The following is a 21,888-nucleotide window of genomic DNA, read 5'->3' on the forward strand; positions in this document are numbered from 1 at the left end:
AAAGGGGGCGTTTGAACTGGCGCGAAATAAGTATCCAGAAAAGACGATGCAGCAAATTTTGGATGTGTCGACAAAGTTGTTTCAGGAAAAGGGATTTGAAAAGACAAGTTTGCAAGATATTATTCATGAGTTGAATATGTCTAAAGGGGCTATTTATCATCATTTTAAATCGAAGGATGAAATATTACGCGGCGTGATGGATCGGCAGTTTCGTTATGCAACCGAGAAGCTTGAGGAGTTAATTGAGCATACGGAGGCAGCTCATGCGAAAGAGAAGCTGCAGCTTATCCTGGAGCAGCTTGTGGCAGACCCTCAGTCTCATTCGATTGATGGGATCTTGGTTGATCAGATGAAAAATCCGCAATTTGTGATTGAAGGCATGAAGACAGGTGTCAATCAGGATGCTTTGAGAATCAAACAGTTAATCATTGAAGGGATTGAGGATGGTTCGATGGAAACTAAGTTTCCTGGTGAAGTGGCAGAAGTATTTTTGCTTCTTGTGAATATATGGTTGAATCCCACATTGTTTGTACGCAATCATGAAGAAACGGTCCAGCGTTTGTGTTTTTTAAAGCAGATGATGAAGGGTCTTGGCGTGGATATTGTGAGTGATCTATTTATTCAAAAGGTGACAGCGCACTATGCTGAAATTGGCGGGTATGATCTGCCCGAAAGATAAAGAATGCCAACTGATAGGAGGATGACGTATGATTCATTTTATGAAGGTTGAGCTAAGAAAAGGCCACATGAAGCAGTATATTCAAGCTAGTTTTATCGCGAGTATTGTGCTGCTAGTATTCATCTATTTTATTGCGTTTGCTGCAAAAATTGAACGCGAACCGGGTTTTCAGCAATATACGAATATTTATTTGTTAACGAGTACAGTATGGATGATCTTTTTTTCTATCATCACGGCTATGCTGTATTGGCGTATAGGCAAGACTGTTGATCAGGAACGCACATCCAATTCAGTGAGATTCCTTTCTCATATGATATGGATGGTGTGCCTTTCAACATTTGCGATGATGTGCAGCATCGTTCCTTCATTTGTTGTGTTTAGTGTGTCTGAAATGTTCTTCCCTATTGTTCATGATACGCTGACGGCAGGTGCTCTGTTTCAATTGATGAAAACATTCTTTATGTTGATTGTTTGTGTTCAAGCGATTGGTTTGATGGCGATGAGAATCGGGTTGAGGAAGAAATCTGTTTTGATGACCGTCCTGACTGCAATTGTTTTATGTGCTGTTTTAGGAAATGTATCGCTGGCCATTTATGGAAATGATCAATTGAACCTCGTCCTGTCAGGAGTGATGATCTCGGCAATTCTCATTGTGATCTTGGAATTATGGAGCCGCATCGGCCGGCTGCAAACGAGGTAATTCATGATGGGAAAAGGATGGAGGCATGTGAAGCATACGGTTCAAATTGAAGAAGCAATAACGGAACTTTCGTTAAACTGGCTGGTGGGAGATGTTCGCCTTTATCACCATGAACATCCTTATGTATTGATGAAGCAGACCACCAATCACGTTTTTCCCCATCGGTATTTACTGCATCATCAAGTGCAGGAAGGCAGGCTAGTCATTCAAGATAAAAGAAAACGAGCGATCAGCTTGGGGCTTCATCTTCATCAAACGAATTTGGAGATTTATCTCCCTCAGGCACAGTTACAGTCCTTGTCTATTCATTGTAAAGGAGCAAATCTATTCTTGGATGGACTGAAGGTGAAGGAGGCTGAATGCCAATTGATTTCTGGAAAGTCCATGTTTACGGGAGAAATCAAGCATCTGCGCTTGCAGACAGTGGGTGGACTTATCTCTAGTCAACAGCTCAACACGCAGACATTGAGCCTGCGTACTACTTCGTCAAAAGTGGAGATGGTAGGTGCTTTTTCAGATATTGATCTGAATTTAATAGGCAGAAGGGTACAGATACATTCAAAGGCCATGCTACATTCGCTCAAATCGACGTCAACTGGATCATCTGTCAAAGTGGCGATTCCGGAAAATGATGGATTTATTTGTTATGTGAAGAAAAGATCAGGTACTTTTCACATTGACTTTCCATGTATTGATGATCAGGAGAAAATGATTTATAAAAATGGAGGGAAAAGCTTTGAGGTGGATATAAGGGGCGGTTCTTTTCTATTAAGTGATGGTCATTGAAGTGATGTTGATCCTCTAATTCGATATATCAATATAAAATAATTTGAATATCTTCTTATGTCAGAATATTTTGCTAATATTGTTTTCCTCAAAAAAACAATTGTTTTTTAAGGGTAGATTTATTATGATAATATACATCGAAAGATTGAAGATTTTGAATCAGAATGAAAATTCTGATTTTTTATTTTTTATGTTGTTTGTTGATGAGGGGGAATAGAAGTGGCTCAAAAGGAATTAAAGAGAGGGTTAAGTGCTCGTCATATTCAAATGATCGCGCTTGGCGGCACAATTGGTGTTGGCTTATTTATGGGGTCAGCTAAAGCCATTCAATGGACAGGTCCATCGGTTCTTCTAGCGTACGCAGTGTGTGGTATTTTTATCTTTTTTATTATGCGTGCGATGGGAGAAATGTTGTATCTTGAACCGAGTACGGGATCGTTTGCTACATTTGGGCATCAATATATTCATCCGCTTGCGGGGTATATGACAGCTTGGAGTAACTGGTTCCAGTGGGTCATTGTTGGAATGTCTGAGATTATCGCTGTAGGCGCTTATATGAAATATTGGTTCCCGGAGTTACCGGCGTGGATTCCCGGATTAATCGCCATGATCATTTTAGGTGCGGCCAACTTGATTTCGGTTAAGTCATTCGGTGAGTTTGAATTCTGGTTTGCGATGATCAAGATTGTGACGATTATTTTAATGATCATTGCAGGTTTAGGCATTATTTTCTTTGGGTTTGGCAATGGTGGAACAGCGATTGGTTTGTCTAACCTTTGGGCGCATGGCGGATTCTTTACAGGTGGATTTAGCGGTTTCTTGTTTGCATTGTCCCTAGTGATTGCTGCCTATCAAGGGGTAGAGCTCATTGGGATTACTGCAGGTGAGGCGCAAAATCCGCAAAAGACGCTGACAAATGCCATCAAAAGCATCATCTGGCGTATTTTGATTTTCTATATCGGTGCGATCTTTGTCATCGTGACGGTGTATCCGTGGGATCAGCTGAATACGCTCGGCAGTCCATTTGTGGCGACGTTTGCGAAAATTGGAATTACGGCAGCAGCAGGTATTATTAACTTTGTTGTCATTACAGCAGCGATGTCCGGCTGTAATAGTGGAATCTTCAGTGCGGGACGTATGCTTTATACATTAGGTGTGAATGGACAGGCACCTGCTTTCTTTACAAAAATTTCGAAGAATGGTGTACCGTATTTTGGGACATTTGCTGTGCTGATTGGTTTAGCGGTTGGGGTGGTCTTAAATTACGTTTCTCCGCCAAACATTTTCGTTTATGTGTATAGCGCGAGTGTCCTTCCTGGTATGGTGCCTTGGTTTGTCATTTTGATTAGTCACATTGGCTTCAGAAAAGCGAAGGGGGCAGCGCTTGATCAGCATCCGTTTAAGCTACCGCTTGCGCCATTTTCTAACTATTTGACAATCGGATTCTTGCTGATGGTGCTTGTGTTTATGCTGATTAATCAGGATACACGAATTTCTCTTATTGTGGCAATTGGGTTCTTGATTTTAGTAGCGCTTAGCTTTTTTGTATTTGGAATTGGTAAACGAAAACCGATTGAAACAGCTTCTTCTGATCAAACGATGAAATAATCAAAAGCCTTGCGGAGTGGACCCGCAAGGCTTTTGTCGTTTACAGAGAAGCTTTGACACGCTGAAAGACATCTGGAAAGTTGGTGAAAAGACCGGTGACGCCGTATTGCAGAAGACGTGTCATGTCTGCTTCACTGTTTACTGTATATGGGTGAAGGAGGAGTCCGTGGCTTCTGACCTGCTGTACATTTTCAAGTGTCAAAGCTCTAAAATTCGGTCCGACCCCCACTGCATACGATTTGATGAAGTCGAGCTGATCATCTGTAATAGATGTCATTTGCGCCCTGTCTAAAAGCTGTACTTTTGGAAGCCGAGGGGCGAGTTTCTGCAATTTTAATAGACTTTCTTGGCTGAAAGATTGGATGATGACCTGCCCTTTTCTCGTATGTTTTCCAAGAAGATGATGTTTCTTTAAGACGGCCAATAGCTTTTCTTCCATTTGTGGATAGATGTCTGGTTTTTTGGTTTCAATATAATAATTTTCTCGTTTACCGAAGTAGCGTAATACCTCATCTAATGTGAGGACTTGCTGTCCAATATAGTGGGTATTTTGTTTGTCGGGGTTGGCTTCGTTAAACCATGCACCGGCATCGAGCTGTTTGATTTCGGCAAGTGTGAGGTCTTTGACCCAGCCTGTTCCGTTTGTCGTCCGGTCAACCGTTTCATCGTGCATGACGATGAGGTGTCCATCCTTTGTCATTTGAAGGTCGAGTTCGAGGTAATCTGCATTCATCTTTGTGGCGAGCTTGTAGGAAGCTAGGGTATGCTCTGGGGCATACCCTGATGCTCCGCGGTGTGCAACGGTTAAAATGCGATCTGGAGATAAAAGATGTTCATGTGCCGATATGGTGGTCGGCACCCAACCAAAAGACAGTAAAGCAAAAGAGAGTAACACGAAAGCAAGTAATCTACTTTTCTTCATATTTTATCCTCCTTTTACGGTAACTGCCTCCATCATAAGAAATAGATGTAAAGGGCATGTTGGGCGGAGATGAATCTTTTATGTGATTTTCATTAAGCTTGCTCTACGCGCTTTCCTGTATTCCATGTCATGGCGAGGAACACAATCGCAAGGATACAAGAACCAATTAGTAAAATGAAACCTCCTGTCCAGTCATAGTGATCGACGACGACACCCATCATGGCATTAGCAAAAGCAGAGCCACCAATATATCCAAAGAATCCTGTCAGCCCGGCAGCAGTGCCAGCGGCTTTTTTCGGAGCGAGATCAATGGCTTGCAGTCCAATGAGCATGACGGGTCCGTAAATTAAAAACCCGATGCTGATGAGGGCAATGTTATCAACCATTGGATTGCCAGCAGGGTTTAACCAGTACACAAGAACCGCAATTAATACGCCAATCATAAAGAGGACGCCAGCAGGTGCGCGGCGGCTTCTAAAGAAGCGGTCACTAATCCACCCGCACAATAATGTACCAGGGATGCCTGCATATTCATAAAGGAAATAAGACCAGCGTGAATGCTCTGGTGAGAATCCTTTTGCTTCTGTTAAATAGGTAGGTGCCCAGTCTACGACCCCATAACGGACAAAGTACACAAAGACGTTGGCAATGGCGATATACCAAAGGAATTTGTTGTTGAGTACATATTTAAACAAAATCTCTTTTACGGTTAATTCTTTTTCTTGATCTTCATATTGTTGTGCCGGATAGTCATTTCGGTATTCTTCAATTGGCGGAAGACCAGCGGATTGCGGGGTGTCCCGTACGAGAAGAATGATGACGAAGGAGACGATAATGGCGATGATGGCAGGGAAGAAAAAGATACTTTTCCACGTCGCAAACAAAACAATTCCTAATGTAATAAGCGGTGCAAGAATTCCTCCACCGATATTGTGAGCGACGTTCCAAATCGACATTTTCGTTCCACGTTCACTCACCGAAAACCAATGCGCCATCGTTCGTCCGCATGGCGGCCACCCCATTCCTTGAAACCAGCCGTTTAAGAACATGAATAAAAACATGATCCATACACTGGATGTCACCCATGGAAATGAGACAAATAGAATATTGATAAGAGCTGATAGAAAGAGTCCAGCGGCTAAAAAGTATCTTGGGTTACATCGGTCTGAGATCATCCCCATAATGAATTTACTAAAGCCATAAGCGATGGAAACGGCCGCTAGTACAAAGCCTAATTCACTTTTTGTGAACCCCTCTTCCTGTAAATAAGGGATGGCAAATGCGAAATTTTTGCGCAGCAAATAGTAGCCCGCATATCCGATAAAGATTCCCAAAAAGACTTGCAGCCGCAGCCGTTTATAGGTTTCGTCTGTTTTGGCATCATCGAGCCTGTCGATATGCGGAGCTGGTTTAAACCATTTGAACATAAACATCCTCCTCTTGTAGATATGACTGAAACAAAAGTACGAGGTCTGTCTTTGATCTTGTACTTTTTCAGAGACAAAAGAATTGATAACGCTTTCTTTTGTACTCCCATCATATCGGATGGAGTAGATGTTTATGATGAGGCTTTTGTCATTATTTTGGAAAAACAGTTCATGAAGTGATGAAAAAAATCCGCACAATGGCGGATTTTTAATAGTGGTTAAATCGATACATCAATTTTTGCAGATTTCTTTAGTTGATCAATTTCTTTTTGTACTTCTTTTTGCTTTTCTTGAGATTCTAACTGCTTCTTGATTTGTGATTTGACGTCTTTGAAATCAGGTGCTTTTTGTTTTTGTTTTTTCATTTGTTCGGCGTATTGGTCATAGTACGCTTTGACGTCTTTTTCAGACACAGAGGCTGATTTAATTTCTTTGTCGACATATTGGCTGTATTTGATGCTGTCGGCAATATCACTTTTCAGCTGATCCATTGTCAGTCCGCTCTTTTTGAGTGCTTCTTCAAATTGAGCATTGTCTTTAAATTGTTTCTTTTCTTCTTTTAGCTGCTTATCGACTTGCTTGTCAGAGGCTTTATAGCCCTTCTTCTCAGCATCTTGCAGGATGAGCTCTTGACCTACTAGCGCATCAATGGTTTGCTTTTTGACAGCTTTTGCGCCTTCTTTAGATGTTGGGTCTTGTCCTGACTGCTGAAGCTGACCTTGAATGGTCGATAAGGCGCTATTGTATTCACTTCCTGTGATTTTATCTTTGTTGACGGTCGCAACGACCTTTTGATCATCAATTTTTTGTGCGTCTAATTTCTTTTGCATCTCTTCCATTTGCTTTTGCTGCTCTTTTTGGTCAGCCTGTGTTGTTTCCTTGCTGTTGGCTGAATCGTTTTGCTTATCCTGTTTCGCATCGTTTGATGAGCAGGCTGCAAGCCCCACTGATAACAGACAAGCAATGAGTGTATATGATACTTTTTTCAATTATTTTCTCTCCCTTCGGTATGAGAACATCTAGTGCGCATTCTAACCGTTTTAGAGGAAAAATAAAACCGTACAGACGAATTGTTAGCGGATTGACATTTTTTTTATCTGTTTGTCCTCATTTTGTCTTCTCATAGTCATCATATGACAGCTCAAATTTGAAATAATTGTTCCATCGCTTCGTCGAGATTGGTGATCGGCTGGCGGCAACTGTAGTTCTCACAAATATAGACTGTCGTACTGTCGTTGATCGTTTTGTAATCTTTTGCAAAAGGTGCGAGCCTTGCTAATTCTTGCCCTGTTTCGGCAGTTAAAATGAGATCAAATGGCATGAATCGTTTTTGCAATGCTTGTAGAAGCTGTTCTTTTTGCGGGTCGCCCTTTTTCCCAAGAATAATGATTTCTCGTTTTGCGGCATATTGGCTCAATAGTCCTTGTAAAAAGGCGGTATGTCCGCTTGGATAGGAAGAGACATCTACGTAAAAGGCGCTGAACATCTTCTCTAGTGTTTCGATCCAGTCTTGACGTCCAATCATTCTGCTTAGTTTCAGAAGCTGTTGGAGTGCAGTGCTGTTACCAGACGGCATGGCCCCGTCGTATACTTCTTTTTCACGAACAATAAGCGCTTCTGCATCTGAGCCTGAGAAGAAAAAGCCCCCGATTTGCTCATCCCAAAATAGTTCAAACATATTTTCACCAACGGCTCTGGCTTTTGTCAGCCAATCTAGGTCAAAGGTCGCTTCGTATAAAGACATATACGCTGTGAGCATGTGCGCATAATCCTCGATAAAGCCTAGATGCTTTACGTCCCCTTCCCTGTAGCGGACCATGAGCCGTTCCTGCTGGACGAGGTGTGTTTCTAGAAAAGACATTGCCTGTTTTGCTATGCGGATAGCCTCTTTTTCATGAAAGACACTCCCTGCTTTGGCAAGTGCGGAGATCATCAGCGCATTCCACGATGTGAGTACCTTGTCATCGATCAGCGGTGCAGGTCGCTGCTGTCTTACAGTGAGTAAGATGTTTCGAGCGGATTGCAGTTTAGAATAAAGGGTTTGGTCGTCGATTGAATATGCTGCCTTGATGTCATCAAATGAGGTGGAAATGGTATGAGGGATGTTCTGTCCTTCAAAATTTCCTTCCTCTGTGATGTGGTAGACCGCACAAAATAAAGTGCCGAGGTCATCGCCTAAATGGGTCATGATCTCCTTTTTTGTCCAAACGTAATATTGCCCTTCCTTTCCTTCTGAATCGGCATCGATTGCCGAATAAAAAGAGCCGTCACGATTCATCATGTCTCGTTTGATAAATTGAATGAGGCCTTGGACAAGCTTTTCGTACTCAGGGTGTTGAGTGATTTGATAGGCTTCGGTGTAGGCATCTATCAGCAAGGCGTTATCATACAGCATCTTTTCGAAATGCGGCACAAGCCATTTTTCATCGGTTGAATATCGAGTAAATCCAGAACCAATATGATCATAAATACCGCCGTTTGCCATGCCGTTTAACGTTTTTGTGACAGCATATAACGCATTTTCTTGCCCTGTCCATTCAAAATAGCGCATGAGAAACGTGAGCATATGAGGCGCAGGAAATTTAGGCGCAGAACCGAAGCCGCCATACAGTGTATCAAAGCTGCTCATGAGCTGATAATAGGCTTTGTGAATCGACTCCTGAGTGAGCGTATTTTCTGTCTGCCCTGCTGCCTTGATCCGTAAATTATTTGTTGCCTTTTCTGCCAATGATTCAATATGATCACGATCGTTGTGATACGCATCCAGCAATTGCGTCAGTGCTTCAATGAAGCCGGGACGGCCGTAAGCACTTCTTTTTGGAAAGTATGTCCCCGCATAAAAAGGCTTTTGATCAGGCGTGACAAACACGTTGAGCGGCCAGCCTCCTTGTCCCGTCATCATCTGACAAACGGACATATACATCGAGTCAATGTCTGGACGCTCCTCACGATCGACCTTGATTGAAATGAAATGCTCGTTTAGGATGTCAGCGACTTGTTGATCTTCAAAGCTTTCGTGTGCCATGACGTGGCACCAGTGGCAAGTGGCATAGCCGATGCTGACAAGCACCGGTTTATTTTCACGTTTCGCTTTGTCGAAGGCTTCTTGCCCCCACGGGTACCAGTGAACTGGGTTGTGGGCGTGTTGAAGGAGGTACGGGGATTTTTCATTGATGAGTGGGTTGGGTGTTTGGTTGTTTGGCATGGGTCACCTGCTTTCGCATTACTATTTAAGGTGCTGTTGATATAAAAGGTGTACATTTACATCATTTATAACCGTTTTTAATTATTTTAACTCTGGAATAAAATTTAAAACTACTTTATCGAGCTAAATATTAGCTAAAATTTCAACTGATTTGTCAAAACTGTTTGAGTCAAAAAAATGTATTTTCCTTTCAGGGAAATACGCTCTAATTCTTTCGGAAATTGACTCTTTTTTATCTAATTCATAAATACCATACGCGATAACTTCAACTTTAGATTTGTTAATCGCATCTACTATATGTTTGTCCGCAGATTCACTTAAATCATGTCCATAAATAGTTAGATGTCCGTCTATTTCTGATAGTGCTTCGTGACAAAACCTTAAATATTTATTTGACTGAATTTGCTCTAACTTATCTTCCCAATTGCCCTCTGAAACATAGAGCGGTATATTATTATTTTCCATAGAATCAATGACTGCATCAATTAGGTAGTTCTGATTATTTTTTTTAACTTTTTCAATTAAGTCTACCTTATTAACAAATATGTGTAGTCCGCCATGTAAATAATATAAGTTTAAGGACTTGGTATTTTTTGAAGGTGCAAAATTTAAGAAATCTAATCCATTCAATCTGAAAAAATCATTGATTGCCCTTTCTTTTTTAGACAATTTAATATGTAACCAATAAGGTATAAGATCATAATTAGTTGTGAAGATACTCTTTTTAAATATATTAAACGTATGATTAGCTCCTATTTTACTATATAACTGTCTATCAAAATTATTGGGGTGAACATTTGCAACTCCATTTATTAATGCCTGTTTAACATTTTCATAACTGTACGAAAGTTCTTTATTATTATGATTGAATATTTTATTTATACTTATAGCTCGCTTTAAGTTCTCTAAGACATACTCAAAGTTTGTTGTTTCTAATTCACTAAATAATAATCTATCTTGTTTTTTGAGTGACTCCTTTTGGTTATCATATAGTGATTTATAATTAAAGTCCTGCCAAATGCCTATTGAAAAACCATTCCCAATAAGTAAGTGATCAGTTTTTATTCTTTTAGTTTCGTATAAATCTTGAAAGCTTTCAATCATCGATAACTCTCCTCTTCTTTGAAGCCAATTTTATTATTATTGTAACAGAAGTATTTCAATTATTCCCAAAAATTTCATATAAACTAATAGCGAGAATTTTAACATAAAGCTCTTATTAATAATTTTCTGATTTATTTTCTTCCAAAACAGCACAACTTGACATATCGGTATTTCTAGATATACAATGTCTGCCATGGAACCTATTGATGTGTTTAAGGCATTATCGAATGAAACAAGGTTGAATATTTTAAAGTGGCTCAAGGAACCTGAGAAGCATTTTCCTAAGCAAGGCGCTCATTTACCGAAGGAGGTTAGTTATAAGGGGGGCGTTTGTGTTGGAGATATTCAAGAAAAGGCGCAAATTTCTCAATCAACGGTCTCTAGCTACTTACATTTGATGCAAAAGGCTGGTCTGCTTGAATCGGTACGGCATGGACAATGGACATACTATAGACGAAATGAAGAATTTATCCAACAGATCGGACAATATATGAAAACAGAGATCTAAAGGATGTGTGATTTCTGTTTTTTTCTACTCTATATATCTGTTTATCTAGATATATAAATATTTGAATCAAAGGAGATTTGATGATGCGTTTAATTTTTTATGTGCTTGCACTATTAGCCGGTGCGGCACTTAGTTTTGAAGGAGCCATCTATGCGGAGCTTGGGAAGTCAATTGGACAGTTAGAAACGAGTTTTTATAACTTTTTTGTCGGTTCAATTATTATGGGTTTATTGTGGCTCTTTGTTGGCAAAGGTGACCTTTCCTATACGTTGAAGGCACCAAAATGGTCGCTACTTGGCGGAGCGATGGGGGTTGTGTATTTAACGTCAATTGTGGTGAGTGTTCCATTCGTTGGTGTGGGGGTAACGATGGTTGCTGTCATTATTGGTCAGCTGATGATGAGTATGGTGATTGAGCATTTTGGCTGGCTTGGGAGTCAGAGAACGAGAGTAAACAAAGAGAAGGTATTTGCGGTCATTTCGATGATCATTGCCCTTATTCTTATTCATTAGGAGGAAACTCGATATGGCATTATTGTTAATTTTATTTACTTTCATCGGAGGCATTACGTTAAGTGCGCAATCTTCCATAAACGGTACGTTTAGCAGGAGAGCAGGTACGATTGAAACGACCTTTTTGACCTTTTTAACGGGTACGATGTTTTTGACCATTCTGATTTTATTCTTTGGGAGCGGACATCTGTTGAATCTCTTGCATGCACCAAAGTGGCAGTTGAGTGCGGCTTTTCTTGGAACGGCTTATTTAATCCTGACAGTGGTCGCTGTTCCAAAAATCGGTGTCATTGCTGCGAATATTGCGGGGATTGCTGGGCAGCTTGTCATTGGAATGGTCATCGATCATTTTGGCTGGTTCCATAGCCTAATGATTTCACTTGATCTCAAACGCATATTGGCATTGTTCTTTATGCTGATCGCTCTTTATTTTATTTACAAAGGAAATAAGCGCTCTAGAGAGGAAGCGAGTGCTTAAAGAGAACGGGCTGCTGCGACATTTGCTCTCAGTAGCTCTTTTGTAATGATTCATCATGTTTGACTAAATACCTGTCAGGGTATACTATTTGATCATAGGGAAAAGAGAAAGGAGTGTTAAACGTGGAGTATAATCAGCAGATGAAGAATCGTCTTCGCCGGATTGAAGGGCAGATTAAAGGGGTTCTTGCCATGATGGAGCAGGGAAAGGATTGCCGTGAGGTGGTGACGCAGCTATCTGCATCACGCAATGCCATTGATCGGGCGATGGGTGTGATTGTGAGTACAAACCTTGAACAATGTGTCCGTGAAAGTCTTGAACAAGGCAAGGATACAGAGGGGCTTGTCAAAGAAGCGGTTGAACTCTTGGTGAAAAGCCGGTAAGAAATTCCTCAGCCTTTGGAGGTTGACGAATTTTTTTACTTGTTATAATATACCCTTACCGGTATGTGTATATATTTTTTGTTTTTAATATACCCCCATGGGTAATTTATATAAGGAGGATCATGATGGAGGAACAGAAAAAACGAACAACAATTGTTTTATTTAGTGGAGATTATGATAAAGCGATGGCCGCTTACATTATTGCAAATGGCGCAGCAGCTTATGATCACGAGGTGACGATTTTTCATACTTTTTGGGGGCTGAATGCCTTGCGTCAGGAAGAGATGGTGCCACTGAAGAAGGGATTTTTAGAAAAAATGTTTGGCAAAATGATGCCGCGCGGCGCTGATCGAATGGGGCTGTCAAAGATGAATTTTGCAGGAATGGGGCCGAAGATGATCAAGCATGTGATCAACAAACACAATGCCATGACCCTGCCGCAGCTCATTGATATGGCGAAGGAACAAGAGATCAACCTCGTGGCCTGTACGATGACGATGGATCTTTTAGGGCTGCAGGAGGATGAATTACTAGCAGACATTCAATATGCCGGTGTGGCAGCGTATTTAGCAGAGGCAGAAATCGGGAATGTGAACTTATTTATCTAGGGGGGTGTCCATACATGATTCAAATGCTTTTGCTCATCATGGTGATCGCTTTGCTTGTGAGCCGTTTTCTTCCCGTACGGGGTGTGAAACAAATGGACGCAGCTCATCTGAAGCCTAAATTGCATAGTCGGCATCAACAGCTGATAGACGTGCGATCACCTTTAGAATTTCAAACAAATCATATAAAAGGCTTTCAAAATATCCCCTTACCACAGTTAAGGAATCGAGCGCATGAGCTTGAGAAAGACAAAGAAGTGTATGTGATCTGCCAAAGCGGGATGAGAAGTATGCAGGCGGCTAAATTGTTAAAAAAACAGGGATTTACCCACATTACGAATATCAAGGGTGGCATGAATGCTTGGCGATTATAGGTATCAATAGGCTTTGTAATATACCCCCACCCCTATAAAAGGAGGAAAAACAATGCAGCAACCAACAGCAATTCTAGATGCAAAAGGATTGGCATGCCCAATGCCCATTGTCAAAACGAAAAAACAAATGAATGAGCTCTTGCCAGGAGATGTGCTTGAAGTGCAAGCAACTGACAAAGGGTCTACAGCGGATTTAGCAGCTTGGTCAAAAAGCGCCGGTCATGAATTTTTAGGCACAAAAGTAGAAGGACAGGTGCTTCATCATTTGATTCGTAAAGGCGGAGCGAAACAGGAAGAGCAGTCAATGATTTCGGAAATGTCGTTGAACATGTTTCAACAGAAGGTAAAAGAAGATCAGTCATTGTTTATTTTAGATGTACGAGAGCCAGATGAATATGAAGCGGGCCATATTCCAGGAGCTGTTCACATTCCTCTTGGCGAGGTGGAACAACGTGCTGAAGAATTGAACCGAGAGACGCTCATTTACCTCATCTGTCATTCAGGCAGAAGAAGTGAATTAGCCGCTCAAAAGTTAAAAGAAAAAGGATTTCATCAATTGATCAATGTAGTGCCAGGCATGAACAGCTGGACAGGAGAGATTGAAAAATAGGAGCTGAATGAACCGATGACTGTAAAAGCAATGACAGCAGAACAGTTAACAAAAAAGATCATCAACAAAGAGCCGATCTTTTTGTTGGATGTACGAAACGAAACAGATGTGCAGGACTGGAAAATTGAAGGGAAAGCCGTTGAATATTTAAATGTGCCTTACTTTGAGCTTCTTGATGGCGTAGAGGATATGGTGGAGAACATACCGGATGACCTAGATGTACTGGTCGTTTGTGCGAAAGAAGGCTCCTCTATTATGGTGGCAGAGATGCTGTCAGAGGCAGGCAGAACGGTCCATTATTTGCAAGGCGGCATGAAGGCATGGAGTGAGCATTTAGAGCCAGTGAAGATCGGTGATTTAACTGGCGGTGGAGAGTTGTACCAATTTGTGCGAATGGGCAAGGGTTGCTTGTCCTATATGATCATGTCGAATGGGGAAGCTGCGATTATTGATGCAGCTAGAATGACGGAGGTCTATACGCAATTTGCTAAAAAGCATCATGTCACAGTGACGCATGTGTTTGATACGCACCTTCATGCGGACCATATATCTGGCGGGAAAAAGCTGGCTGAACAGACTGGCGCCATCTACTGGCTACCGCCAAAAGACGCCGAAGAGGTGACATTTGCGTACAATCACCTTGAAGAAGGGCAGCGTGTGACGATTGGAGCGGCGGAGATTGATATTCACGCCCTTTATTCACCAGGCCATACGATTGGTTCAACCTCTTTTATCGTAGACGACCGTTATCTCCTTTCAGGTGATATTTTGTTCATTGATTCAATCGGACGACCGGATCTAGCCGGTATGGCGGAGGACTGGGTAGGTGATTTGAGGGAAACCCTTTATACACGATATACGGCGCTTTCGGCAGAATTGATTGTGCTACCTGCACATTTTATGATCGTGGAGGAGCTTAATGAAGACGGCAGCGTTTGGAAGGAGCTAGGCGCTTTGTTTGAAGAAAATCACGGGCTGAACATTGAAGATGAAGACGTATTTAGACAAATGGTCACGCAGGATCTCCCTGCACAGCCAAACGCTTATCAAGACATTCGGTCTACCAATATGGGGAAGCTGCATCCAGACGAGGAAGCACAGCGAGACATGGAAATTGGTCCAAACCGTTGTGCGATTCGATAATGTTCAATAAAATAAAGAAGCGAGGGATGATCAGATGACATCAGATCACATTTTAGACGTAACCGGGCTTGCATGCCCGATGCCAATTATTCGGACGAAGAAAAAAATGAATGACTTGGCTGAAGGTCAAGTATTAGAAATACATGCAACAGATAAAGGAGCCAAAGCTGATTTGGCTGCATGGGCTAAGTCAAGCGGACATGAATTGATCACACAGACAGATGAAGGGCATGTGCTGAAGTTCTGGGTGAGAAAAGGGTCCTAAAGGGGAGAGGGGTATCTATGAGGGAGCCCCTTTTCCTTTTGCAAAGGAGGAGACCAGCGTGGATTTTGCATTTTTCATTACTTTATTTATCATCGGATTTATTGGTTCCTTCTTATCAGGAATGGTCGGAATAGGAGGATCGGTGATCAACTATCCCATGCTGCTTTATATCCCGCCTCTTGTCGGAGTGATGACATTATCGGCTCACGAGGTTTCAGGGATTGGTGCCATTCAAGTACTATTTTCGACACTCGGCGGTGTGCTGGCGTATCGAAAAAGCGGATTTTTACATCGACCATTAATTTTATATATGGGGAGTAGTATATTGGCAGGGAGTTTATTAGGCAGCTATTTATCACATTTCCTTCCAGAGAAAGGCATCAATGTAGTCTATGGTCTTCTTGCCATTGTCGCTGTCATTTTAATGCTTGTTCCGAAAAAAGGTCAGCGGGCAGAAGCGGATGGAGAGGTGACCTTTCATAAAGGACTGGCGGCTGGTATTGCCTTTGTGATTGGAAGTGTATCGGGTGTATTAGGTGCAGGCGGTGCCTTTATTTTAGTGCCGGTGATGCTATCGATTCTCAAAATCCCTGTGCGGATGACGATTGCCTCGTCTCTGGCGATTACGTTTCTCTCTGCGATCGGCGCATCGGCTGGGAAAGTGCTGACTGGTCAAGTCATGTTCATGCCTGCTCTTGTCTTAATGGCGGCCAGTCTGATTGCTGCGCCGATTGGGGCGAAAATTGGTCAGAAAATCAATGCCGTTTATTTGCAATGGGCGCTTGCCGTGATGATTACAGCTACAGCAATTAAAATCTGGCTGGATTTATTATAAAAAAAAGACCAACAACTAAGAGCAAGGGCTCTTTTCCATGTGTTGGTCTTTTTTATTTCATGTCATCGTGCTCGATATACGTTTCAAGTGCAGGGTGGTACTCTTTTTGATAATGAAGATTTGGGCATGTTTTCACGACTTTGCCTTGCAAGGCATTGGACTTTGAGACATCTAATGCTGTTTTACATTTTGGACAACGTTCGTTAAATATTGAGAGCCAGCGCTTCATAGATCACCACTCCAGTTAAAGTCTTAAAAACCGATTATATTAATATGAATTATAGGGGATTGTGTGAAGGAGGTCAATGGATATTTGGCTCTTTTTAACATAAAAGAAGCATCGTATAAGATGCTTCAGTGTATAGACAAACCCTTGCATTCTTTGTCAACAATTTGAAATATGATTAGTAGGCTTTTGCCCAGAACACCATATCAGAAGCAGGTTTCCCGCAGCAGACACATGTGTCAGAAACGGATTCTTGTTCAAACGGGATACAGCGTGATGTCGCCCCTGTTCTCTCTTTGATGTCGTTTTCACAGTCTTCATCGCCGCACCACATGGCTTTGATCAACCTGTTTTCTTCGGCAAGAAGCTGCTCGATGTCTTCGATTGTGTGGGCGTTTGATGTTTTTTCATGTAATCGTTCTTTTGCTTTTTCGTACATCGTCTGCTGAATGTCTTCAAGCGTGGACGTGATGGTTTGTTCAAGTGCATCTAATGTGACGGCTTGCTTTTCACCTGTGTCTCGTCTTGCGAGCATGATCTGGCCTTTTTCCATATCCTTTGGTCCTACTTCTACGCGTAATGGGATGCCCTGCATTTCACATTCGTTGAATTTCCAGCCAGGCTGTTTATCACTTGCATCGATGTCAGCGCGTGCGATGCGGGCGAGTCGATCCTTTAATTCATAGGCATGATCGAGGACACCTTCTTTATGGGAAGCAATTGGCACAACACGTACTTGGGTTGGCGCAATGTTTGGCGGCAGGACTAGTCCTCTGTCATCGCCATGCACCATGATCATAGCGCCAATGATTCTTGTGGTGAAGCCCCATGATGTTTGCTGGACATGCTCTAATTTTCCTTCTCGATTTAAAAATTCAATGCCAAACGCCTTGGCAAATCCGTTGCCGAAGAAGTGAGAAGTGGCGGTTTGCAGGGCTTTTCCGTCATGCATCAAGCTTTCAACCGTATAGGTGAAGCGGGCGCCAGCGAATTTTTCTTTCTCTGTTTTTCTTCCTTTAATGACAGGGATCGCTAGAAGCTCTTCACAAATAGACGCATAGACATGGAGCATTTTTTCTGTTTCTTCAATCGCTTCTTGCTCTGTCTCATGACAAGTGTGCCCTTCCTGCCAGAGGAATTCAAGGGTTCTAAGGAATGGACGTGTTGTCTTTTCCCAGCGGACGACATTGGCCCATTGGTTATATAGCTTTGGTAAATCACGATAGGAGTGAATGATGTTTTTATAATGCTCAGCGAACAGCACCTCAGATGTTGGTCTGACGCAGAGTCTTTCTTGTAATTCCGAATCACCGCCGTGTGTCACCCACGCCACTTCAGGAGCAAAGCCTTCGATATGATCCTTTTCTTGCTGGAGAAGGCTTTCTGGGATAAAGAGCGGCATATAGACATTCTCGTGACCCGTTTCTTTGATTTGACGATCAAGTTCGTCGCGAATATTCTCCCAAATTTTAAAACCGTATGGCTGAATGATCATACTGCCTCTAACGCTTGAATAATCGACGAGACGCGCCTTTGTGACAACATCTGTATACCACTGGGCAAAGTCGTCTTCCATGCTTGTAATTTTCTCAACAAATTGTTTCTTTGACATCGTCTTTTTCCTCCTTTTAAAAAAAACAAAAAAGCTGTGCTTTAAGTTAGGGACCATTCCTGGTGGTACCACCCTAATTTAAAGCACAGCTTTACACTCGATCATGATAACGGTATGAACCGCTGTATGAAACAGAACTAAATCGGCAGGTTCACTTGAAGATGTCAGTAGGAACTTCTCAGCACCGTTCCCTCTCTGGTAAAGATCGGTTCAAGCTACTATTCCAGATCTACGTTGATTCTTGTTCGTTGATTTTTCATCAGTTTACCTGTAAATGGGGGAGAAAGCAAGTTGGTCCGCAAGTTCATTTCATGCCCTTCTGAGGTCGTTTATGTTGCTGAGCCATTGGCAGACATTTTCTGTTTTTGCAGCTTGCACGTTATGGAAGGCTATGCTAATATATTTGAAGAAAAAAATAGACTTGTATAACCTCAATAATATGGTTTGAGGGTTTCTACCAGGATCCGATAAATCCTGATTACAAAAGCGCGCTTTCCTTTTTTGTAATCAGGGTTTTTTTGTTTGTCTGCACCCTGTATCAAAAGTGAAAGCCATGATATAGAGAAGGGATGTTAGACATGAACTGGAGAGTTTATTTATTAGCTGTTTCTACTTTTGCGGTTGGATTAGTTGAGCTTGTGGTCGGGGGCATTCTGCCAAGTTTAGCAGAGGATCTCAATGTGTCTCTTGCGACAGCTGGGCAGCTGATCACGGTATTTGCGATTGTGTATGCTATTTCAGCACCGGTGCTACTGACCGTCACAGCCAAAATCGAACGAAAGCGTCTTTATTTAATCGCATTATTGGTCTTTACATTAGGCAATGTATTCACATATTTTAGTTCCACCTTTGCCCTTGTCATGATCTCTAGGGTCTTGATTGCCATGAGTACAGCGCTTGTTGTGGTACTATCATTGACGATTACCGCCAAGCTGGTGGAACCAGCGCATCGAGCGAAAGCATTAGGTCTGATTTTTATTGGGATTAGCTCATCACTTGTTCTCGGTGTACCGATCGGTATTTTTATTACAGAGAGCTTTGGCTGGAGAGTGATGTTTTTAGGAATCAGTATTCTGTCAGCCATATCTATGGTACTCATTTATTTTCTATTGGAGAAAATGCCTGTTGAAAAAGTCACGCCGCTTAAAGAACAAATTCGTTCTTTAGGGCATCCGAAAATTTTCAGTGCACATTTGATTAGTTTGTTCATGCTTGCTGGTCATTATATGCTGTATTCTTATTTCACGCCATTTTTGATGGAAGTTCTGCATATGACTCCGTTTTGGATTAGTATTTGTTATTTGGTCTTCGGACTTGCGTCGATTGGCGGGAATGGGTTTGGCGGCTGGCTGAGTGACAAACTAGGATCAGGAAAAGCCATTTTGCTTGTGACCATGGCGTTTGCCATTGTGATGTTTATCCTTCCTTATACAGCGGGAGTGTTTATGCTCTTTATGGTGATGGTTGTCCTATGGGGTGCTCTTAGCTGGGCACTGACACCTGCTTTGCAGAGCTATTTGATTCAAACAGACCCTGTGACATCTGATATTCAGCAAAGTTTAAATACATCCGCTTTGCAAATTGGGATTTCCATTGGATCAGCAGTGGGTGGCGTCATGTTTACAATGACCGGTTCATCTGTTGATTTGGCTAAATTCGGTGCTGTTTTTGTGCTGATTGCCTTTAGCTGTGCAGTGATTTCATTAAAGAGACCGCCGCTTTATATGGATCGTCAGCATCATGCTGAATAGAAGAGAATTAGATCGTTTAGCTGCCTCATCATAGGCAGCTTTTTATTTTTTTAAAACCACACCTTCGCTTTTACCAGTAATGACTTCTTTTCCATGCTGGTTGATATAACGGGAAAAAAGGTGGACACGATGGTATTTTTCAAGGGGTTCTACCTTGGTGACGGCCATCTGACAGGTAATGGTGTCACCTGTATAAACAGGGCGTATGAAGGTACATGTCATCTCTTGACCGATAAAATGAAACTGACCGCCAAGCTTCGTGGCTAGACTTGCTGTGAGAAAGCCGTGTACCATGAGCCTGCCTTGATCGTCTAGCTCGGTATGATGTTTGCCAAGATCACCTGTCATCTCGCCAAATTGAATCACATCTTCATGCGTATAGGTTTTGCTTGTTTGAAATTGATCGCCTGGTCGAACCATCTGTTTTTCAGCTCCTTTTTTTAAATGTACCAAAGGAGTGAATGAATGTACATTCATTTTTATGGTGAGATGTTGGAGGCAAAGAAGAGACAGGCTACCTTTCTTTGCCCTTGATAAGTCAGGAAAAATGTCATCTTCTATTCAAAAACAACCATTTCTCCAATTGGTTGAAATCCGGCACGCTGATAGATATGTTTGCCGTCATTTGAGGCTTGTAACATCACACACTTTTGTTTGTTATCTGTCTGGGTCAGAAGGTAATGAAACATGTCACTGCCAAGTCCTCTTCCGCGGTGTTCTGCCTTTGTGATGACATCATAAATACCGTAGCTTTCTGCTGTTTCAATCAATAAGCCCGTTGTGACCGGTTTGTTGAGTTCATATCCAACGAACATGCGGGTACTCGGGTGTAATCGTTCAATCGAAAAGCGCTGGAAATAGCTGTTTAAAGCGATTGCCTCAGGTGATCCTTCGAAAAGTTCGATAAATAAATGTTGATAATCGAGAAAAGTTTGATCGTCAGTCACTTCCTTGATCGTAAGCGATTGAGAGGTCCTTTGATCGATGTCGTTTGTATGTTCAAGCATCATGATGGTATTGCGTTCCACTTCTTGAAGCCCATATTTCTGCATGATATTCGACCAATCGGGGTGGAGCAGGCTTTGAGTGATCCATGTGCTGAATGTTAGCTGCTGTTGCTGCATTTGTTCGATGGCAGCTTCCACTTTTTGTTGATCTTGTATGTGCGCTGAAATCGGTAATAATAAATTGAACGTGTCAGTTGATATATGCGTGTTTGATAGAACGAAATCTTCTGTTGATAGGAACGATCCGTTGACAACAGAAGAAAACAAATTTATTTTTTCTTCTAACTGGCGAATGGCCATTTGCTGCTCTGTTTTCATTCTCTCACCTTCTTTTTTTGATTGAGGGTTACCTATCATAAATGATAGCAAAGAAAAGGAAATTGTGCCGTCTCTTGTAATCTAGTAAAAAAGTTCTTTTATTTATCAGGTCTGATGACCCGTTCTTTTCCTCATCTCCACATTTCTTTTGACTCCTTTATTGATTATTAGTACCATTTTATTAACCAGTTAAGAGTGGAGGTTCAGATGGAAACAAAAGAGCAGATTGTCTTAAAAGCGATTCAAGATTTGATTATGCATAGGGAAAAGAAACGGAACGATCCAACAGATCCACTGATTACCACGACTGATACACTCAAGCAAGATTGGACACTTACACAGCTTCATATTTTATCTATGATTCAAGCAAACCCTAACGAATCCAATAATACATTTCTTTCACAACAACTAAAACTATCAAAACCCGCCATTACAAAGGCTGTGAAAAAGCTCATCGAAAAAGGCATGGTCGACTATTGCCACCGGCAAGGTGACAAGAAATCCGTCTATTATTCACTGACAGAGGAAGGTACACAGCTGGCGGCACTGCATGATGAGCTTCATGAACAGGCAGTCTCCTCCTATTTAGAATTCCTCCATGAATTTAATGAAGGCGAGCTACAGGTTATCGAGCGCTTCTTAAAGACTTGGAAGGAAAAGATATAAAAAACGGACCGAAAGCTTTCTATAAACTAGATGCTTTCGGTTTTTTTATGGTAAAATTAACATATATTGACGTTATTCGTGATGATGTTTGAGGGAGGGAGCCGTGTTGGTGAAAGAGATGATGGAAAATTTCAAAAAATCTATTTTTATCATGCCGTTCGTCG

At 41.8% G+C, this 21,888-nt stretch carries 25 protein-coding genes and 1 riboswitch; of the genes, 16 read left to right on the forward strand and 9 right to left on the reverse strand.

Going from position 1 to position 21,888, the window contains the following annotated elements:
* The first annotated feature begins 46 nt into the window (after positions 1–46).
* The 4 genes from EBQ12_RS17190 to EBQ12_RS17205 all read left to right on the forward strand — a co-directional run bounded on the left by EBQ12_RS17190 (position 47) and on the right by EBQ12_RS17205 (position 3,773).
* Positions 47–679, forward strand: a complete 633-nt coding sequence (locus EBQ12_RS17190; protein ID WP_046342507.1) for a TetR/AcrR family transcriptional regulator — start codon at positions 47–49, stop codon at positions 677–679.
* Positions 680–707: 28 nt separating this feature from the next.
* A complete protein-coding gene (locus tag EBQ12_RS17195) occupies positions 708–1,379 on the forward strand; it encodes a bacitracin ABC transporter permease (protein ID WP_125590852.1) in 672 nt (223 codons plus the stop codon).
* Positions 1,380–1,406: 27 nt separating this feature from the next.
* A complete protein-coding gene (locus EBQ12_RS17200; RefSeq protein ID WP_048002341.1) occupies positions 1,407–2,165 on the forward strand; it encodes a DUF4097 family beta strand repeat-containing protein in 759 nt (252 codons plus the stop codon).
* 219 nt (positions 2,166–2,384) lie between these two features.
* Positions 2,385–3,773 carry an amino acid permease gene (locus EBQ12_RS17205; RefSeq protein WP_125590854.1) on the forward strand — a complete coding sequence of 463 codons (1,389 nt, stop codon included), beginning with the start codon at positions 2,385–2,387 and terminating at the stop codon, positions 3,771–3,773.
* Positions 3,774–3,813: 40 nt separating this feature from the next.
* On the opposite strand, the gene EBQ12_RS17210 is transcribed toward EBQ12_RS17205, so the two are convergent.
* From EBQ12_RS17210 to EBQ12_RS17230, 5 genes are all read right to left on the reverse strand, one after another.
* Positions 3,814–4,695 carry a glycerophosphodiester phosphodiesterase gene (locus EBQ12_RS17210; RefSeq protein ID WP_125590855.1) on the reverse strand — a complete coding sequence of 294 codons (882 nt, stop codon included), beginning with the start codon at positions 4,693–4,695 and terminating at the stop codon, positions 3,814–3,816.
* Positions 4,696–4,787: 92 nt separating this feature from the next.
* Positions 4,788–6,122, reverse strand: a complete 1,335-nt coding sequence (gene glpT, locus EBQ12_RS17215) for a glycerol-3-phosphate transporter (protein WP_125590857.1) — start codon at positions 6,120–6,122, stop codon at positions 4,788–4,790.
* Positions 6,123–6,340: 218 nt separating this feature from the next.
* Positions 6,341–7,111, reverse strand: a complete 771-nt coding sequence (locus tag EBQ12_RS17220) for a SurA N-terminal domain-containing protein (protein WP_017358711.1) — start codon at positions 7,109–7,111, stop codon at positions 6,341–6,343.
* 152 nt (positions 7,112–7,263) lie between these two features.
* A complete protein-coding gene (locus EBQ12_RS19655) occupies positions 7,264–9,327 on the reverse strand; it encodes a DUF255 domain-containing protein (RefSeq protein ID WP_125590859.1) in 2,064 nt (687 codons plus the stop codon).
* Between the two features lie 123 nt (positions 9,328–9,450).
* Positions 9,451–10,431 (reverse strand): DUF4917 family protein, encoded by a 981-nt coding sequence (locus tag EBQ12_RS17230; RefSeq protein ID WP_125590861.1) that lies wholly within the window; start codon positions 10,429–10,431, stop codon positions 9,451–9,453.
* 193 nt (positions 10,432–10,624) lie between these two features.
* Here EBQ12_RS17230 and EBQ12_RS17235 point away from each other — a divergent pair, with 193 nt between their 5' ends.
* From EBQ12_RS17235 to EBQ12_RS17280, 10 genes are all read left to right on the forward strand, one after another.
* Positions 10,625–10,939: an ArsR/SmtB family transcription factor gene (locus EBQ12_RS17235; protein ID WP_008343888.1), complete on the forward strand. Its 315-nt coding sequence runs from the start codon at positions 10,625–10,627 to the stop codon at positions 10,937–10,939.
* Positions 10,940–11,022: 83 nt separating this feature from the next.
* Entirely contained in the window at positions 11,023–11,451 is a 429-nt protein-coding gene (locus tag EBQ12_RS17240; RefSeq protein ID WP_035390625.1) for a DMT family transporter, read from the forward strand.
* 13 nt (positions 11,452–11,464) lie between these two features.
* A complete protein-coding gene (locus EBQ12_RS17245) occupies positions 11,465–11,929 on the forward strand; it encodes a DMT family transporter (protein ID WP_035390624.1) in 465 nt (154 codons plus the stop codon).
* Positions 11,930–12,051: 122 nt separating this feature from the next.
* The gene (locus EBQ12_RS17250) at positions 12,052–12,312 is read left to right on the forward strand and encodes a metal-sensitive transcriptional regulator (protein ID WP_003217059.1); all 261 of its coding nucleotides are present in this window, start codon (positions 12,052–12,054) and stop codon (positions 12,310–12,312) included.
* A 125-nt stretch (positions 12,313–12,437) separates the two neighbouring features.
* Complete coding sequence (locus EBQ12_RS17255) at positions 12,438–12,920, forward strand: DsrE/DsrF/DrsH-like family protein (RefSeq protein WP_073415251.1); 483 nt, start codon at positions 12,438–12,440, stop codon at positions 12,918–12,920.
* A gap of 14 nt (positions 12,921–12,934) precedes the next feature.
* Entirely contained in the window at positions 12,935–13,291 is a 357-nt protein-coding gene (locus EBQ12_RS17260) for a rhodanese-like domain-containing protein (RefSeq protein ID WP_035703001.1), read from the forward strand.
* Positions 13,292–13,343: 52 nt separating this feature from the next.
* A complete protein-coding gene (locus EBQ12_RS17265; RefSeq protein WP_008343883.1) occupies positions 13,344–13,901 on the forward strand; it encodes a sulfurtransferase TusA family protein in 558 nt (185 codons plus the stop codon).
* Between the two features lie 15 nt (positions 13,902–13,916).
* Complete coding sequence (locus EBQ12_RS17270; RefSeq protein WP_108611541.1) at positions 13,917–15,044, forward strand: MBL fold metallo-hydrolase; 1,128 nt, start codon at positions 13,917–13,919, stop codon at positions 15,042–15,044.
* Between the two features lie 34 nt (positions 15,045–15,078).
* Entirely contained in the window at positions 15,079–15,309 is a 231-nt protein-coding gene (locus tag EBQ12_RS17275; protein WP_008343881.1) for a sulfurtransferase TusA family protein, read from the forward strand.
* Positions 15,310–15,367: 58 nt separating this feature from the next.
* Positions 15,368–16,144, forward strand: a complete 777-nt coding sequence (locus EBQ12_RS17280; RefSeq protein ID WP_125590863.1) for a sulfite exporter TauE/SafE family protein — start codon at positions 15,368–15,370, stop codon at positions 16,142–16,144.
* Between the two features lie 52 nt (positions 16,145–16,196).
* Here the strand turns inward: EBQ12_RS17280 and EBQ12_RS19415 are convergent, their stop codons facing one another.
* Positions 16,197–16,373 (reverse strand): hypothetical protein, encoded by a 177-nt coding sequence (locus EBQ12_RS19415; RefSeq protein WP_017358723.1) that lies wholly within the window; start codon positions 16,371–16,373, stop codon positions 16,197–16,199.
* A 175-nt stretch (positions 16,374–16,548) separates the two neighbouring features.
* Positions 16,549–17,982 carry a proline--tRNA ligase gene (proS, locus tag EBQ12_RS17285; RefSeq protein ID WP_125590865.1) on the reverse strand — a complete coding sequence of 478 codons (1,434 nt, stop codon included), beginning with the start codon at positions 17,980–17,982 and terminating at the stop codon, positions 16,549–16,551.
* A 401-nt stretch (positions 17,983–18,383) separates the two neighbouring features.
* A riboswitch (purine riboswitch) is annotated at positions 18,384–18,483 on the forward strand.
* 77 nt (positions 18,484–18,560) lie between these two features.
* Between proS and EBQ12_RS17290 the strand changes: the two genes are divergently transcribed.
* On the forward strand, positions 18,561–19,733 hold the full coding sequence (locus EBQ12_RS17290) for an MFS transporter (RefSeq protein ID WP_017358727.1): 1,173 nt from the start codon (positions 18,561–18,563) through the stop codon (positions 19,731–19,733).
* Positions 19,734–19,775: 42 nt separating this feature from the next.
* Here EBQ12_RS17290 and EBQ12_RS17295 read toward each other — a convergent pair whose 3' ends face one another.
* Together EBQ12_RS17295 and EBQ12_RS17300 are read right to left on the reverse strand one after the other, a co-directional pair.
* Positions 19,776–20,153 carry a hotdog domain-containing protein gene (locus tag EBQ12_RS17295; protein ID WP_108611540.1) on the reverse strand — a complete coding sequence of 126 codons (378 nt, stop codon included), beginning with the start codon at positions 20,151–20,153 and terminating at the stop codon, positions 19,776–19,778.
* Positions 20,154–20,290: 137 nt separating this feature from the next.
* Complete coding sequence (locus tag EBQ12_RS17300) at positions 20,291–21,058, reverse strand: GNAT family N-acetyltransferase (protein ID WP_125590867.1); 768 nt, start codon at positions 21,056–21,058, stop codon at positions 20,291–20,293.
* Positions 21,059–21,265: 207 nt separating this feature from the next.
* Between EBQ12_RS17300 and EBQ12_RS17305 the strand changes: the two genes are divergently transcribed.
* Entirely contained in the window at positions 21,266–21,724 is a 459-nt protein-coding gene (locus EBQ12_RS17305) for a MarR family transcriptional regulator (RefSeq protein WP_125590869.1), read from the forward strand.
* Positions 21,725–21,888 lie beyond the last annotated feature (164 nt).

It is taken from the genome of Bacillus sp. 2B09 (genome assembly GCF_003946835.1).
Taxonomy (GTDB): domain Bacteria; phylum Bacillota; class Bacilli; order Bacillales; family Bacillaceae; genus Bacillus; species Bacillus altitudinis.

Bases quoted from the DNA above. Each gene is read 5' to 3' on its own strand.
- EBQ12_RS17190 (WP_046342507.1), top strand. From the start codon at position 47: ATGCAGCAAATTTTGGATGTGTCGACAAAGTTGTTTCAGGAAAAGGGA.
- EBQ12_RS17195 (WP_125590852.1), top strand. From the start codon at position 708: ATGATTCATTTTATGAAGGTTGAGCTAAGAAAAGGCCACATGAAGCAG.
- EBQ12_RS17210 (WP_125590855.1), bottom strand. From the start codon at position 4,695: ATGAAGAAAAGTAGATTACTTGCTTTCGTGTTACTCTCTTTTGCTTTA.
- glpT (WP_125590857.1), bottom strand. From the start codon at position 6,122: ATGTTCAAATGGTTTAAACCAGCTCCGCATATCGACAGGCTCGATGAT.
- EBQ12_RS19655 (WP_125590859.1), bottom strand. From the start codon at position 9,327: ATGCCAAACAACCAAACACCCAACCCACTCATCAATGAAAAATCCCCG.
- EBQ12_RS17230 (WP_125590861.1), bottom strand. From the start codon at position 10,431: ATGATTGAAAGCTTTCAAGATTTATACGAAACTAAAAGAATAAAAACT.
- EBQ12_RS17235 (WP_008343888.1), top strand. From the start codon at position 10,625: ATGGAACCTATTGATGTGTTTAAGGCATTATCGAATGAAACAAGGTTG.
- EBQ12_RS17240 (WP_035390625.1), top strand. From the start codon at position 11,023: ATGCGTTTAATTTTTTATGTGCTTGCACTATTAGCCGGTGCGGCACTT.
- EBQ12_RS17245 (WP_035390624.1), top strand. From the start codon at position 11,465: ATGGCATTATTGTTAATTTTATTTACTTTCATCGGAGGCATTACGTTA.
- EBQ12_RS17255 (WP_073415251.1), top strand. From the start codon at position 12,438: ATGGAGGAACAGAAAAAACGAACAACAATTGTTTTATTTAGTGGAGAT.
- EBQ12_RS17260 (WP_035703001.1), top strand. From the start codon at position 12,935: ATGATTCAAATGCTTTTGCTCATCATGGTGATCGCTTTGCTTGTGAGC.
- EBQ12_RS17265 (WP_008343883.1), top strand. From the start codon at position 13,344: ATGCAGCAACCAACAGCAATTCTAGATGCAAAAGGATTGGCATGCCCA.
- EBQ12_RS17270 (WP_108611541.1), top strand. From the start codon at position 13,917: ATGACTGTAAAAGCAATGACAGCAGAACAGTTAACAAAAAAGATCATC.
- EBQ12_RS17275 (WP_008343881.1), top strand. From the start codon at position 15,079: ATGACATCAGATCACATTTTAGACGTAACCGGGCTTGCATGCCCGATG.
- EBQ12_RS19415 (WP_017358723.1), bottom strand. From the start codon at position 16,373: ATGAAGCGCTGGCTCTCAATATTTAACGAACGTTGTCCAAAATGTAAA.
- proS (WP_125590865.1), bottom strand. From the start codon at position 17,982: ATGTCAAAGAAACAATTTGTTGAGAAAATTACAAGCATGGAAGACGAC.
- EBQ12_RS17290 (WP_017358727.1), top strand. From the start codon at position 18,561: ATGAACTGGAGAGTTTATTTATTAGCTGTTTCTACTTTTGCGGTTGGA.
- EBQ12_RS17295 (WP_108611540.1), bottom strand. From the start codon at position 20,153: ATGGTTCGACCAGGCGATCAATTTCAAACAAGCAAAACCTATACGCAT.
- EBQ12_RS17300 (WP_125590867.1), bottom strand. From the start codon at position 21,058: ATGAAAACAGAGCAGCAAATGGCCATTCGCCAGTTAGAAGAAAAAATA.
- EBQ12_RS17305 (WP_125590869.1), top strand. From the start codon at position 21,266: ATGGAAACAAAAGAGCAGATTGTCTTAAAAGCGATTCAAGATTTGATT.